This is a genomic window from Priestia sp. YIM B13551, assembly GCF_042787905.1.
Lineage (GTDB): Bacteria > Bacillota > Bacilli > Bacillales > Bacillaceae_H > Priestia.
In genome coordinates, this window is sequence record NZ_JBHZOX010000001.1 from 1,268,793 (window position 1) to 1,282,571 (window position 13,779).

14 protein-coding genes and 2 pseudogenes are annotated in these 13,779 nt (G+C 33.9%); 4 read left to right on the top strand and 12 right to left on the bottom strand.

Annotated features, from left to right (window positions below; genetic code table 11):
* Nucleotides 1-24 precede the first annotated feature (24 nt).
* From ACFX4N_RS06485 to ACFX4N_RS06505, 5 genes and pseudogenes are all read right to left on the bottom strand, one after another.
* A complete protein-coding gene (locus ACFX4N_RS06485; RefSeq protein WP_377261038.1) occupies nucleotides 25-2,538 on the bottom strand; it encodes a PEP/pyruvate-binding domain-containing protein in 2,514 nt (837 codons plus the stop codon).
* A gap of 645 nt (nucleotides 2,539-3,183) precedes the next feature.
* Nucleotides 3,184-3,855, bottom strand: coding sequence for an HAD family hydrolase (locus ACFX4N_RS06490; protein ID WP_013056345.1), 672 nt, complete (start codon nucleotides 3,853-3,855; stop codon nucleotides 3,184-3,186).
* A 168-nt stretch (nucleotides 3,856-4,023) separates the two neighbouring features.
* Entirely contained in the window at nucleotides 4,024-4,548 is a 525-nt protein-coding gene (locus ACFX4N_RS06495) for a hypothetical protein (protein WP_097812100.1), read from the bottom strand.
* 588 nt (nucleotides 4,549-5,136) lie between these two features.
* Nucleotides 5,137-5,392, bottom strand: a pseudogene (locus tag ACFX4N_RS06500) (hypothetical protein); the annotation flags it as partial.
* Nucleotides 5,393-5,441: 49 nt separating this feature from the next.
* Complete coding sequence (locus ACFX4N_RS06505) at nucleotides 5,442-5,906, bottom strand: hypothetical protein (protein ID WP_063671140.1); 465 nt, start codon at nucleotides 5,904-5,906, stop codon at nucleotides 5,442-5,444.
* A 236-nt stretch (nucleotides 5,907-6,142) separates the two neighbouring features.
* On the opposite strand from ACFX4N_RS06505, the gene ACFX4N_RS06510 reads away from it, so the two are divergent.
* The gene (locus ACFX4N_RS06510) at nucleotides 6,143-6,337 is read left to right on the top strand and encodes a hypothetical protein (protein WP_013056341.1); all 195 of its coding nucleotides are present in this window, start codon (nucleotides 6,143-6,145) and stop codon (nucleotides 6,335-6,337) included.
* 121 nt (nucleotides 6,338-6,458) lie between these two features.
* On the opposite strand, the pseudogene ACFX4N_RS06515 reads toward ACFX4N_RS06510, so the two are convergent.
* From ACFX4N_RS06515 to ACFX4N_RS06525, 3 genes and pseudogenes are all read right to left on the bottom strand, one after another.
* Nucleotides 6,459-6,599 (bottom strand): annotated as a pseudogene (locus ACFX4N_RS06515) (type 1 glutamine amidotransferase domain-containing protein); the annotation flags it as partial.
* Between the two features lie 26 nt (nucleotides 6,600-6,625).
* The gene (paiA, locus tag ACFX4N_RS06520; RefSeq protein ID WP_035439286.1) at nucleotides 6,626-7,150 is read right to left on the bottom strand and encodes a spermidine/spermine N(1)-acetyltransferase; all 525 of its coding nucleotides are present in this window, start codon (nucleotides 7,148-7,150) and stop codon (nucleotides 6,626-6,628) included.
* A gap of 19 nt (nucleotides 7,151-7,169) precedes the next feature.
* A complete protein-coding gene (locus ACFX4N_RS06525) occupies nucleotides 7,170-7,622 on the bottom strand; it encodes a MarR family winged helix-turn-helix transcriptional regulator (protein WP_063671139.1) in 453 nt (150 codons plus the stop codon).
* Nucleotides 7,623-7,736: 114 nt separating this feature from the next.
* Here ACFX4N_RS06525 and ACFX4N_RS06530 point away from each other — a divergent pair, with 114 nt between their 5' ends.
* Complete coding sequence (locus ACFX4N_RS06530; RefSeq protein ID WP_013056338.1) at nucleotides 7,737-8,381, top strand: YczE/YyaS/YitT family protein; 645 nt, start codon at nucleotides 7,737-7,739, stop codon at nucleotides 8,379-8,381.
* Between the two features lie 109 nt (nucleotides 8,382-8,490).
* Nucleotides 8,491-8,991: a GNAT family N-acetyltransferase gene (locus ACFX4N_RS06535; protein WP_013056337.1), complete on the top strand. Its 501-nt coding sequence runs from the start codon at nucleotides 8,491-8,493 to the stop codon at nucleotides 8,989-8,991.
* A gap of 51 nt (nucleotides 8,992-9,042) precedes the next feature.
* Here the strand turns inward: ACFX4N_RS06535 and ACFX4N_RS06540 are convergent, their stop codons facing one another.
* The 3 genes from ACFX4N_RS06540 to ACFX4N_RS06550 form a co-directional block, all read right to left on the bottom strand.
* Complete coding sequence (locus ACFX4N_RS06540) at nucleotides 9,043-9,807, bottom strand: methyltransferase domain-containing protein (RefSeq protein WP_053487071.1); 765 nt, start codon at nucleotides 9,805-9,807, stop codon at nucleotides 9,043-9,045.
* Between the two features lie 144 nt (nucleotides 9,808-9,951).
* Nucleotides 9,952-10,401, bottom strand: coding sequence for a GNAT family N-acetyltransferase (locus ACFX4N_RS06545; RefSeq protein WP_098197147.1), 450 nt, complete (start codon nucleotides 10,399-10,401; stop codon nucleotides 9,952-9,954).
* A gap of 51 nt (nucleotides 10,402-10,452) precedes the next feature.
* Nucleotides 10,453-11,025: a GNAT family N-acetyltransferase gene (locus ACFX4N_RS06550; protein WP_377261043.1), complete on the bottom strand. Its 573-nt coding sequence runs from the start codon at nucleotides 11,023-11,025 to the stop codon at nucleotides 10,453-10,455.
* A gap of 285 nt (nucleotides 11,026-11,310) precedes the next feature.
* Here ACFX4N_RS06550 and ACFX4N_RS06555 point away from each other — a divergent pair, with 285 nt between their 5' ends.
* Entirely contained in the window at nucleotides 11,311-12,057 is a 747-nt protein-coding gene (locus ACFX4N_RS06555; RefSeq protein WP_013056333.1) for a phosphorylase family protein, read from the top strand.
* Nucleotides 12,058-12,300: 243 nt separating this feature from the next.
* On the opposite strand, the gene ACFX4N_RS06560 is transcribed toward ACFX4N_RS06555, so the two are convergent.
* A complete protein-coding gene (locus ACFX4N_RS06560) occupies nucleotides 12,301-13,569 on the bottom strand; it encodes an MFS transporter (RefSeq protein ID WP_025601406.1) in 1,269 nt (422 codons plus the stop codon).
* Between the last annotated feature and the right edge of the window lie 210 nt (nucleotides 13,570-13,779).

Genomic DNA, 13,779 nt, shown 5'->3' on the forward strand with positions numbered 1-13,779 from the left:
TCAAATGGAAGCGAAGAGAATTATTTATTCATTTAAAAGCGTGACAATTCCATTCGTACCATCGACCATAACCATATCGCCATCCTTTAGCTTATCCGTACTTATTTTCGTACCAACCACTGCAGGAATTTCATATTCACGTGCAATTATTGCCGAATGAGAAAGAATACCTCCAGCGTCAGTAATAACAGCCCCCGCAGTCTGAAATAAAGTAGTCCAAAGTGGAGTAGTGGTCTTACATACTAAAACATCACCTTTTTCCAGCTTGGAAAATTCCTTCGTATTTGAAATGACTTTTACTTTTCCAGTATATGTTCCCGAGGAAGAGGCTAACCCTTTAATAGAATGTTCGCTGTTAGCGTCATTTTCCTCAATAGCTCCCATATATTTCTCAGCTTCTTTCAGCTGAGCTGGTTCAGGGACGCCGAAGTATTTAGGCAAATTAGACATTTTCTCATGTTCTGCGTGTTCTTTTTTACGTTTCTCAATTAATTCTGTCATGTCTACTGGATTTTCTAAAAGAGACTCTAGCTCATCAAGATATAAGAAGAAAATATCTTCTTTCACTAGAAAAACATGATGATGTACTAGTAAATTACCTAGCTTGAGTAGGAATAAACGGGCTTTTGCATCCAACATTGCATCGATATAAAAATGATGGTCATCTCTTATAACGGATGCATCTAATGCCCAATGATAATATTTTTTAAATTCTTCTTTATGTTGGCTATCCTCTATCTGCATCAACAATTCATTATAGTTCTGTTCACGTTTTTTGACCGTCTGTTTGAAATTCTCATCAAAGTTGTAACCGTCATTAACATATCCTTGAATAATCGATAATGCGTGAAGAGGATTCTCTAGCCAAGTTTCTCCTACAAAATCGTGACTTACAACGCTTCGATATCCATACTGTTTTAGAAAAGCATCTACTTCAGCCATAAAGCTTTTTGCTGCTTTATTTTCCTCTAATTTCTTTAATAAAGTTTCTGTGCATTCTTCTTGAAAGATCTTAGTAAGTTCCGCATCGCCTTTAACTATTAAAGCAAGTCTAGAAAGCTGTTGATCCGTTTCCAACGATTTGTTCATTTTCCCGGTTAATAGCTCATAAACATCATGTCCGGATTTTTTATTTGTAAGGTTTTTATAGTATTCTTCAACTATAGTATTTAAAGACATTTGAGGCATAACAATGTCAAAATGCAAATCATATGCCGTTTTATAAAAATCAGTCAAACTTTGAAGAATCTCTTTTCCTCTCTGAAGGTTGAGATTTTCCCAGGTAGAGCTATCTAATTTGTCATAGTAAGGTAAAAATTGTTCCTTAATAATTTGATTCATTCGTTTTGTTAAGACTGGATAAATACTTTCCATTAATTCTTTATGTTCTTGGCTTCTCTTATCAGAATCTCCTTTAAAAGGCTCCGTTCTTGTGTAGATATGTCCTTTATACACTTTTAAATTAAGTCTATTAAATATAAAGTTTAACTTTTGAAAACTAGAAGCTGTTCCTTCAGAAAATGCCGGAATAATAAATGAAGCGTACAAAGGACTAACAGCATGAGAAAAACTTGTGTCATTTAAAATCCAAAACTCTTCCATATCCTCGAAATTTAAAGATATATCTTTTTGGAAAGGAGTTAATTCTTTGGTCTCTGTTAACGTGGTAATCGCTCTTGCCTGTAATAGATATACTTGATTGTCTTGAATACCAAACTCTATGTCTACGGGATGTTGGTAAAGAGCTTCTACTTCTTTTGTTATTTCGGCCAATTCAATGATTTTCTCGTCTGTTAAACAAAACTTTTGCTGCTCATCTTCCGTTGTTTCGATTTCTTCAACGCCTTCAACAAGTGGAATTATTTTTACTTCCTTTAGCCCTTTTTCTTTCTCTATCTCAAAGGTTTGTTTATTAACCAGGTAAACATCAGGTGTTACTAAGCCCGATACGATTGCTTCTCCTAGTCCGTAGCTGGCATTAATCATCATTTCTTTTGTATTATGAGTGACGGGGTTTTGACTGAATATGACTCCCGATGTTTCGGACTCAATTAACCCTTGAACAACAACTGCCATTGAAACTTCATCAAAATCAGCATACATATTTTGAGTATATTGTTCGACTCTTTCAGTAAAAAATGAGGCCCAGCACGCTTTCACTTTACTCAAAAAATCCTCGGTACTTTTCACATTAAGATAGGTTTCATACTGGCCAGCAAAAGATGCGCCTTCTAAATCTTCAGCACTGGATGATGAACGAACAGCTACTGACGTATAAGAGCACTTTAGGTTTCGAAATGCCTCTACGAGATCCGATTCAATTTCAATAGGAATTTCCCCGTGCAAAATTCTCTCGTGTATATTATCTGTTTGACGATCAATCTCATTCCATTCGATATATCGCTTTAAAGCTTCCGTTTGAATAATAAACCCATCTGGAATCGGTAAATTTTTTCTTTTCATTTTTATAAGGTTTAAAGCTTTTGCTCCAACTTTTTCATTCGCCTCGTCCACCTTTTGAAAACTTAAACTATACATTAAAAATATTCATCCTCCTACAAAACAATTTTAAAATGTAAGTAATTACTTACTTTATATTTATTTTAATTCTTTTAAATTTTTATGGTCAATAAAAAGTGGTAAAACATTTAAAAAATGCATATTTAGTTGTGCTTTATTTTAATTTCACTTAAATAATATTTCTCTTTTTTATTACATTTTTTAACTTTTATTAGTCTTTTTTATTATAAAGTCTAAATAGTTAACCAATTAAAAGGTTAATAAAAGAAATGCAAAAAACCCCATCTAAATTAAGATGGAGGTTTTCCTCTTTTAATAGTTGGGTTAACCATTATCTCCGAGTTCTTACAAGCTTCCACTGGCTGAGTGTCAATTTTATCTTATACCCTCTAATACATAAGTGAGCGCTATCAGATTTACGAATCATATGCGAAGTCATAATCAAAAATCTCCTTTCTCATAGAATTATTTTTAATATAAAACTATTTTGGAAATCTTAACCTAAGCATAGCTCAGTATTGTAAACCATTTATTAATGACAAGAAAAGATTATGTAAACATTTTAAATTGCAAGGGAACCGCTCATTATTTATGTTTCAACTTCAGTAGATTTAGGTCTATAATTGAGACATTAACCATCTATAATGGTTATGTACGAGGATCTTAGATTGACAAGCTACTATTTATGTTAGATACAATAGTTTTTAACTCCTTCAAATCATCTATTACCACATCAGCCTGCGCAAGTTCAGCTTCTTGAGCAAAATCAAAATTGCACCCCACTGCCATTAAACCATTATCCTTTGCAGCATTGATATCAGATAGGCGGTCTCCTACTACTGCAGCGTATTTGATATCGTATTTCTTTATAATCGTTTTGACTAACTCTCCTTTATCGAGAGTTTGGATTTGTTGAATACTAAATGTCTCTGTCACCCAATTATTCAAATCGTAATGGTCTACAATCGCTTCTAAATATTCCCTTAAACCGTTACTTGCTATGTAAATGGAACAATTATTTTCTTTTAAATAGCTAAAGACCTCTTTTACATTGGGATATAAAGCACCCTTCCCTTTTCTTATATTCTCCACTAAGCTTTTCAAAAAATAGTCATCCGTATACTTTCTCATTTCACCTGAATGAATAGGTAATAAAGCTTCCCATACTTTTGGTAAAGGTACACCCATAATCTCACGATACTTATCAATAGGAGTGCCAGTATCCCATTGATTGAGTGCACGCAAATGGTTAAAGGTATCATCAAGTGATAATTCTAAAATCTTATCTGTTTGAAACAGCGTTCCATCCATATCAAAAATCAGTGATTGCAACATTAAGTATCTCCCTCTTTCGGCAGTATTAAATATGTATTTATATATAATACCATAAAAAGGAAAACCCGCAGTTGTTAAAAACCATAATGAATGTTCTCAGCACAAAAAAGCACCTAATCATTTATAGGTGCTCTTTTTCATTTTGCAAATAGATCATTATTACTCATCCTAATTATTTATTTTTTGAACCAAAATACCTCCAACTTTACTATTATCATCTAAAGAAAACTCAATGTTGAGTTTATGAGTTTTATCAAAATACCCTATTATTGTTGCTCCGGTATCTTCTCTTTCGTAATAATTTTCTCCATATGCCCTAATGACATCTTTTTTGCTGTCACCAGTATGTATTCCCTTTTCCGTACCATACTTGTTACTAAGCAAGTCATATCTGCTGACTTTATTATTTACAATTTTAAATTCAACATCATACTTTTCTGTACTTTCTCCGTAAATGTAGGTAGTATACGGAGGCTGCTCCGTAACCTCTATAAATTTTGGTTTCTTCTTTAAACAACTGGCTACGTCATATTTAGAACTTCCTATTGATACTGATTTAACGTTTTCTAATTGAAGGTTTGTGCTTTTGGTGCTTGAATAGTATTTTTCTTTAGGCGTAGAAGATGGATCGCAGCTGGCTAATAATAGTAAAATGAGTGGAAAGATAAACAAAAAATAATTCTTAATGCGCACTGTTAGTTTCCTTTATATCGTTTGTTTTTACTCTGACTCTCAGCATTTTCTAATCTATTAACTATTTTTCTTTTGCATATACAAGTCAATCGAATAGAAAACACTAACTGCAAAGTAATACATGGCAAGTATAGCTAACGTCTCATAGACAGATTCCGCAGCGCTATTTTTCACAAAAGAAAAAACAGTACGCACTACAAAGAAAACGATAGGATAGACTATAAATAGAGAATTAAATTTACGATTCATAACAACACAAAATTCCTTTATTTGGGTATTTAAGATTATTATAACATATAATTTTCTTTTTTATTTCTCTCCTACGTATTCCATAGGTTTTTCATTTACATAATACTGTTTATCAACATTACAACATCAAAAGAAATTCTTATTAGTAGGTCTTCTTTTGATTATCCGTTGTTTTCGATTTCTTATCTAAGATGAATTTTAAATGACTACTAAAGATGAATAAACCGCAGATAACCATCAACCAGCGCGTAATCCCTTGATTTATAGGATCAAAAAGGTTTAATAAAGAGCTATTCCTAATCCTGATAACATAGCTAGATAACGAAAAATCAAGTCTCATACCGCTACTGTATGCAAAGATACCCATTTCAGATCTCCTCTAGCAAGACGAAAAGAATCGTACCAGTTTTCAGTCGTTACCAATAAACTTTTATAAGAAAGTTCCTTTTTCTTTAAATTTTTGATTTCTAGAATAAAATCTAACATATTTTCTTCCTTAGGCACTTGAACAACCCGCTCTATAAATGTTCCATTAGGATTTTTTCGTTTTATAAATTTTTTCCCTTTCTATTTCTAACTCGGGCCGCCCCCTCATATTCCTTCCCCCTGTGTATTAACAAATAATCTCAGTGCTAAGTAGAAATCTATAATTGGTTCAGTAATTCTTCTAACTTTTCTTCAATATCAGCTTCTAAACGATTTTTTGACAAATCATACAAAGTGCCTGTCCCTTTAAAATACCCACTAAAGTAATACCACAATTGGATGTAATGAACGTATGCATCTTCTTCATCTGTAAACCCATCAAAGTTTATTGCCACTTGGGAACGATATTCTTTTTCTAAACACTGCTTCGAACTTAGATTTGGTAGTTGGTCGCCATCAATATCTCGGCACACCCATACTTTTAAGTTCTGCTTACCATCACGTTCAAATTTACTTCTATATTTGTGCTGAAGACTTTTGCAGTATGTCTCTCCTACTTCTTCCAACTTCACTATATCTCTTTTTAAAGTCTCATTTATTTCACTCTCAGGGACTAAAATGTATTTGTCATCTGCTTCCTGATCCTGTTTATCCATAAATAGCTTTTTCAATTTATCAAACAAGCTTTTCCCACCTATCTAAAAAAAGAATATAAGCATGTTAAATTCGACTAAACGAATCTCATTTCCTTCTCTGAACTGCGTTTAGTCGCCATAACTAATATAATATCAGCTACTTCCTTACAAGTAGATTCTTTTCCTGGAGTGCTGATTTTCTGACATACTTGTAATTCGATATTTTTTACAGTGAGCACATATGTTAAAGTGTAAAGTAGTGAAGCGAAAGGAGTAACGACAACATGGCTCAACGAATCGTCAATATGTTTTTATCTGTTTTAGCTGCTTATGGAACGTTAATTCTAACGAAACACATGAGTATTGCAGATAATATCTTTGTGACACAGATTGTTCGTCTGATCATTTGTATTGTGGCTGTTATCATTGTGACAGGAATTACTACATACATTTTCAGAAATAAATCTTCTAATAAATAAAAGGGCAGCTATTTAGATAGCCGCCCTTTTTGTTTTCCTTAATTCTCATTTTATTTCACCCTAAAGAAATGGGGATGTCTCAATCAATCATGAGACATCCCCATTAGGGTTATAGATACTTTTATGCGTTTAAAGCACGTACAAATTCTTTTGCGAGGCTGATTGTAGACTGTGGATTTTGCCCTGTTAAAAGTTTTCCGTCTACTTCAATATGATCTGTCCAATTATCTTTTGCAATAAACTCAGCGCCTAGCTCACGAAGTTATACTTTATTTATCTTTTAAAAAACTATAAAAGTGTTTTAACCATAATAAAGTCTATTTGTTCTTCGTCTCCCATATAAAACGAGTGAGATCCAGTTTGAACAAATCCCTGTTTCTTGTAAAAAGCAATCGCATTTTTATTTTTTTCCCATACGCCTAACCAAATTTTCTTTTTATTAAGTGTCGTTGCTATCTCTACTGCTTTATTAAATAAATGTTTACCAAGCCCTCGTTTTTGAAAGCTGTTACCTATATAAATTCTTTCAATTTCAAGCGCTTCTTCCCCCATCTCTTCAGATTGAGCATCATCCGTATTAACCTTTAAATAACCTGCAATTTCATGATTAACATACATAAAAAAGAATTGCGAGGACGTATTTGATAGTTCTTTTTCTAACTGTTCGACTGTAAATGCTTTTTCTAAATAAGCTTTCATGTTTTCAGGTGAATTTTGATCTTTAAACGTTTCATTAAATGTTTTGTAGCTAATATTTTGAAGGTGATTTACATCTTCAAGAGTACATTTTTTTATATCCATCATCACTGACATGCGCCTCTCCTTTATATCATTAATAATTTCTCTTGTTTCCTTTTTTGACAAACTCCCAATCTGTTTCTATATTTTTTCTTACTCTTTGAACCAGCTTAAGAATGGTATCTGCTTCTTCCTGGGTAAAACCTTCTAATGCCACTGTATCCGAATAATCATTTTCTCTTTTTATAAACGGATACACGTTCTTCCCTTTTTCAGTGGGAAAAAGGTTTTTATTTTTTTTATTGTGGAGATCGTCTTTCTTCTCAATAAAACCATTCATTTCAAGCTTTTTTATAGCCCGAGCCGCTGTTGTTCGATCTACTTTTATCATCTCAGCTAACTTTTCTTGAATGATTCCGGGATTTTCACATATTCGCACTAAATACAAATACTGCCCCTTAGTCAGGTCATACTCTTTAAATTCTATATTACTAATCGAATCCAATGCTCTTGCTATCATTCCAATTTCACGCAGAATTTCACTCATAAATATCTCCTTTGTACATATTTTTGTTGCAAATACAATAAAAATAATATAAGTTTAATGTACCTTGAAATAGTTGCATTTGCAACAAAAAAATGAGTAAAGGGGCTGATTACAGTGAAATATGCTATTTATGTAGGAGGAATTTTACTATTAACTCTGGGAATTGCTTTGACGATCCAATCCAACCTAGGAGCTTCACCTTTTGATGCACTTTTAGTTGGACTATCCCTAAACGTAGGTCTTAGCGTTGGAAGCTGGGAAATTATACTTGCCTGTGTTTTAATTTGTGGTAATGCCCTTTTAAGCAAACAAAAGCCGGAAGTACTGGGACTGTTAACAGCATTCATAACGGGTCTTGGTATTGATTTATGGCTTTTTTTATTACAGAATTGGGCTCCCTTTGAAATGTGGTACAGCAAATTATGTTGTTTTGGAATTGGCTTAATCATTATAGGTGTAGGAACCTCAGCCTATTTACATACAAACTTTGCACCCATTCCAATTGATCGCTTAACATTAATCATACAAAAACTAGTTAAAACAAATTTATTTCTCGCAAGAACATTGATTTACTTCACATTTTTACTAGCTGCGATGCTTTTAAACGGACCAATTGGTGTAGGAACGTTATTAACCGTGTTTTTAGGCGGCGTGCTGCTTAATTTTTTTATGCCCATTACTAAAAGAGCATTAGACTGCATATTACCAAAATCTCATACCTCACAAAATCATATTCAAGATAACAAGCGTTCCATATAGATACATTTTTATTACTCAACTATCATAATATATTTGCACCATAGTACTAGATATAATAAGAGCAATGAGGAGGAAACATTTAATGAAGGAAAGGAGTTATTATTAATCAATGATTGTATTGTATGAAGATAAGTATAAAGAAGCAGTTATTCAACTAATATTGCATGTACAAAATGTAGAAGCTGGTGTAGGTATTAGAGTTGAAGAACAGCCCGATATTTTAGACATTAAGTCAAACTATCTCCATACCGGCGGTAACTTTTGGGTAGCTTTGAATGATAAGCAAGAAGTAGTAGGATGTATTGGATTGCAAAAGAAAACCAATGAAATAGGCATATTAAAGAAATTTTTTGTATACAAGCACTATAGAGGAAAAGAGTTTGGAATAGGAAAAAATCTTTATGCTTCTTTACTTCTTTTTGTGCAGAAGCACGGGTTTTCTAAAATTATTTTAGATACTCCATCTCAAGCTACTCGATCACATAATTTCTATAAAAAAGCTGGGTTTAAACAAGTGACCAAAAAGGATCTGACAGTTCAATATGATTATCCAGATCGAAATTCTCTTCTTTTTGAGCTAGATTTATCTAGCAAACAATTACATAATTAAAACGGAGAAAGCAGGTTTCCAGTTAGAGACCCGCTTTCTCTGTGTGATTATCTATTTATTTGCCTCAGCTCTAATAATAAAACGATGTTGTTTTACGTCAAAGAAACCTTTAGACTGTATAATTCCATGTATGTTATACAACCCTTCGATATATGTTTCTACATCAAAATTAGGAACTTGCCAAGGAATTGCCTTTAAATAAAAGACGAGCGCTCCGATATCATAAAATCTCTGTACAGGAAACTCTTCTTTGCAAGAAATGACGTTAAAAGAACTTTGTTTAAGTTCTTCTATTGCTTTCTTTAAATTCCAGTTGGAAAACTCTTTATTTATTGGAGCCCCTATACATTCATTGATTCGTGAACAGTCTAACCCGCCTACTTGCTGAGTGAAGAACGTGCCTTGGGTTGATAAAATTCGGTGTACTTCCGAAGCACAAAAAGATTCGTGCTGGTTCAAAATCAAATCAAATGTATCATCTTTAAACGGTAAATTTTCGTCTTCAGTTCGTTCAACAACTTTGACACCAAGCGGTTCTAAACGTTTTTTAGCGATTGGAACGTTAGGTTTATATCCTTCTGTAGCATACATAACGTGAGGAAAAGGCTGTAACAAAGATAAAAATTCTCCTCCTCCTGTTCCCATATCTAAAGCGGCATTAGAGTCTTGAATAAGACGAAAAGCTTCACTTCCGTATGACCACGAAAGCATGTCGCTATCCATACGACCAGTACGAGTAATAATAGAAAAATCCCATCCAGTAAAATCAACATTTGTATTGTTTACAGGGTTTAAAAAATGTTTGTCCGTTATCATATTAAACTCCTCCTTTTTATAGCTAGCATTAATCATCTATCCTAAACTAGTAAAAGGCGGACCACGGACATATAGACAGCGTTGTTATGTTTCATGTGCTAACGTATTCACACTAACCGCTCCTTTATTAAAATTACGTATGCTTCATTTGTTTGTCCATTCATATGTAATATCGGGTAGTTTCTCTTCGTTTTCACATCCTCTTTTTATAATACTGAAGCCGTGTTTCTCGTAAAACCTCTGGGCATTTTTATTTCGTTCAAATGTACTTAATATTAATTTTCCATTTGATTCTGTCTTGGCTCTTTCGAGTAAATGCTGTCCGATTCCTCCTCCTTGATAATCTACATGAACGTACAGTTGGCTAATTTCGTCAGCATGATAAGCAATCATTCCTACTATTTGTTCATCCATTAACGCTAATTCAATTTTATAGTGTGCTGACAATATATGATTTAAAAAATAGACATGACGGTCAAAACTGTGCATTTCCTTTTGTTCAATCGCTTTTTCTTTACTATCTCTCCACATTTTTACCGTTTGCTCAGCAAATTGAGGATGATAGTGAACAATATCAACATTAAAATGGGCCATACATTTTCCCCTTATCTGTCATTGTGCTATACGTATTCTTAATAACGATGTCTAGATATTCCCTTCATGTGGTTGAAGCCTGTCAAAATCTTGTTTTAATAAAGAATACATGTACAAATCATCAAATTTTCCACACGTAAATTCATAGCTTCTTAATAGGCCTTCTTTTATAAAGCGATGCTTTTTTATTAATTTTTGTGAAGCAGCATTAGCAGGCTCTATTAATGCTTCAATTCTCCGCAAATTAAAATGTGTAAAACCATATTTTATGACAGCCTCCAATGCCTCATTAGCAATCCCATTCCCCCAGTAATCTTTGCTTAGCTCATATCCAATTTCTGCACGGCAATGGTTATGAACTCTATTAAGAAACCCGCAGCTGCCAATAATGTCGTCTTGTTCTTTAAGAGTAATACCCCATCTTATTCCAGATTTTTCGTTTAAGATCGATTTATACCACGCAATCTCATTTGAAGCATCCTCAACCGTTGTAAAAGGCTCTAGACCGTAGTGTTTCATTACTTCTTTATCGGATAGGTATTTTAAAATATTGCCTGCGTCTTCTGCTACAATTTCCCTTAGGGTAAGCCTTTTTGTTTTAATTATGGGAAAATAATTTGACACCTGTACCTTCCCTCCTCTTATTCATTCATTAACTAAACGGAGCTTTTCTCACAGCTTTATCTAATTTAAATAAGCGTTAGTAAGGAATTTCTTTTATTATTACTGAACTCCTTTTTAATTCTAAATATTTGTCGAGAAATGAGTAAAAAAAGCACGCATAACTTCATTTTTAAATCAGCACTGTCATTTCTTTTATATTTGTTAGTTCTAAAAATTAAAGGAATGAAAGCTAGTAATGAAGAATTCTTTTCTAACTAGTCTAACTGAGAAAATAAGGAGAAAAAGATGAAGCTGTATGGCGATTTTGAAAAAAAAGATTGGCTAAACGTATTAAAGCTATCAGAAAAAGAGCTGCCTAATGCATTTATTATTCATGGTGAGTGGGAATTCCAAGATAATATAAATTTATGGAAAGAGATCTTATCTACTGATATTCATACGCCTAAATGGAACACGGTAATAGGTAAGTTCAATAACAGAAATATAGGATTTGCGAATGTATACGGCAGTCCGATGGCGTCAAACATTGTACATCAATTTGCTGGCAGCGGAACCGACTTATTTATTCAAACGGGATATTTTGGAGGTTTATCTTCTACTATACAATATGGCGATATTTTAATTGTATCTGCAGCAAAAATGCAAGATGGCGTATCACACTGGTATTTACCAGAACAAACGCTTGTAGAAGCTGACAAAGAGTTAGTGGAAGCCGCCTGTAGGTATTGTGAACAAAAAGGCTACAGCTATATAAAAGGACATGTGGTCAGTATGGGTGCCATGCTGATCGAGACGCATGACATGGTAAAAGAATGGTCGCTTGCAGATTTTCTCGGGGTGGATATGGAAACAGCTACCACTTTAGCCATTGCTCATAAATTCAACAAGCGCGCTGTCGGCTTATTAAATTTATCAGATCTCCTTCTTCACGGTGATACTGTTTATTCGTATACAAAGGACAGAGAGTTAATAGAAAGTGAAACTGATAAAGCAATTCGCGATGTGGCTCTTTATTTAAGTAGTAAATTCTAATAGCGTGCTGTCTTATAAAAATTTTTGTATTACTGATATGAGTAAAATCTATTTGGAGTAGAATGCTCAGTTATACTATTCTTTTTAGAAGTATAGCTCTATATGACTCTAAAAAATGGGATAGACTAAAAAAGATAACCACTTATAAAAGCGATTATCTTCTGCCTGCTTGAAAGTATAAAAATGAACCTTATAATAAAGATACGAATTTTTCTGCACTGTAAATGAGACAGTCATTGTGAATTAAGAAGCATTCAGCACGCTCTGCTCCTTTTTTCCTTTTTCTTTAATTAGTAAGACACCTAACAACCCCATCATTGAAAACAAAATGGGAATCATAAAAGCATAATGATACCCGATGTGCAGCGAGCGTTCGGGAAATAAATCCAGAACATTTCCGAAAATACTAGGTAATAATACGGCGCTTAAAAAGCCTCCCATATTGGCAAAGCCTGATACAACCCCTACTTCTTTTACGGAGAAGGATTGACGTACTACGGCAAATGTCAAAGCGCTTGCGCCGTTTCCAAAGCCGATGATAAAAAGCAAAATAACGACTAGCATGAATGAAGGTTTCACGCCGGATAGTAATAATCCAGTCCAGCTAAGCACCACAATAAGGTGAATAAGTGAATAGATTTTTTTAATGGAATTTAACCTGCTTGTTATCCAGCTGATTAAAGGGCCACCAATCATAGCGCCAAACAGACCATACATAATAAGCTGACTTGCATCAGCGCGGGATAAATGGAACACATTCATTCCATAAGGAACTCCCCAAGAACCAATAAAACCGATATATGTACCGACTACACCAAAATGACAAAGAAATGTTGCCCAGGCTTGGCGAGTCGTCATCACTCTCCTTAGGATCCCCCATACGCTTTCCGGAGTCTTAACAGAGGATTTATTTGCTTTAGCATCCTCTTGAAATAATCGTTTAGGTTTTATCACTAAAACGACATAAAGCAGGTAGGATACCGCCATTAAAACTAGACCTATGCTAAGAAAAGGAACTCTCCAGCCTGAAAATGAAATCCACATAGACAAAGGCACGGTAGCTGATAATGAACCTACACTTCCTACCAGCCCAATTAAACCTAATAGCTTTACAAACTCATTTCCCTTAAACCACTGACTTAAAATTAACACTAAATTGACAAAAATCATTGAGTCTCCCGTACCGACTAGTAAACGAGAGAAAATTAACACATATTCGTTAGGAGCCGTGCTGTAGATAAGACTTCCTATTCCAGTTAAAAGCGACCCTATAATCAAAAATCGATTGGGACCGTATCGGTCAGAAAGTAAACCAATAGGAATCTGAAGGCCTGCATATGCTAAAAATTGTATACTAGTCATTAACCCTATAACAGATGCTGAAACGTGAAAATCTTTCATTAACTGTTCTGTAATAAGTCCAGGGGCTGTTCGTTGACTGACAATCAAATAATATGCTAATAAAGCGGTTCCAAAAACAACCCATCTGTAACTACTTTCCTGTTTGTTCATTTTGACAGATCCTCTCATGTATAATTTTTTCTGCGTAGAAATGCTGGTATAAAACGTTTAAGAGATGAAGATATTGATAGAATGAAGGTCTGTTTGATAAATAAGGCGCTATTGCAGCCAGATCTTCTTTTTATCCTTGTTTTTCCTTTCTATCATAATTTTAAGTTTTTAAACGTTATTTTTCAATGAGGGATGTAATCTTGTATACCT

What these genes read in the sequence shown, in the direction of transcription:
- ACFX4N_RS06485 (WP_377261038.1), bottom strand. Translation starts at nt 2,538, where the DNA reads ATGTATAGTTTAAGTTTTCAAAAGGTGGACGAGGCGAATGAAAAAGTT.
- ACFX4N_RS06490 (WP_013056345.1), bottom strand. Translation starts at nt 3,855, where the DNA reads ATGTTGCAATCACTGATTTTTGATATGGATGGAACGCTGTTTCAAACA.
- ACFX4N_RS06510 (WP_013056341.1), top strand. Translation starts at nt 6,143, where the DNA reads ATGGCTCAACGAATCGTCAATATGTTTTTATCTGTTTTAGCTGCTTAT.
- paiA (WP_035439286.1), bottom strand. Translation starts at nt 7,150, where the DNA reads ATGTCAGTGATGATGGATATAAAAAAATGTACTCTTGAAGATGTAAAT.
- ACFX4N_RS06525 (WP_063671139.1), bottom strand. Translation starts at nt 7,622, where the DNA reads ATGAGTGAAATTCTGCGTGAAATTGGAATGATAGCAAGAGCATTGGAT.
- ACFX4N_RS06535 (WP_013056337.1), top strand. Translation starts at nt 8,491, where the DNA reads ATGATTGTATTGTATGAAGATAAGTATAAAGAAGCAGTTATTCAACTA.
- ACFX4N_RS06540 (WP_053487071.1), bottom strand. Translation starts at nt 9,807, where the DNA reads ATGATAACGGACAAACATTTTTTAAACCCTGTAAACAATACAAATGTT.
- ACFX4N_RS06545 (WP_098197147.1), bottom strand. Translation starts at nt 10,401, where the DNA reads ATGGCCCATTTTAATGTTGATATTGTTCACTATCATCCTCAATTTGCT.
- ACFX4N_RS06555 (WP_013056333.1), top strand. Translation starts at nt 11,311, where the DNA reads ATGAAGCTGTATGGCGATTTTGAAAAAAAAGATTGGCTAAACGTATTA.
- ACFX4N_RS06560 (WP_025601406.1), bottom strand. Translation starts at nt 13,569, where the DNA reads ATGAACAAACAGGAAAGTAGTTACAGATGGGTTGTTTTTGGAACCGCT.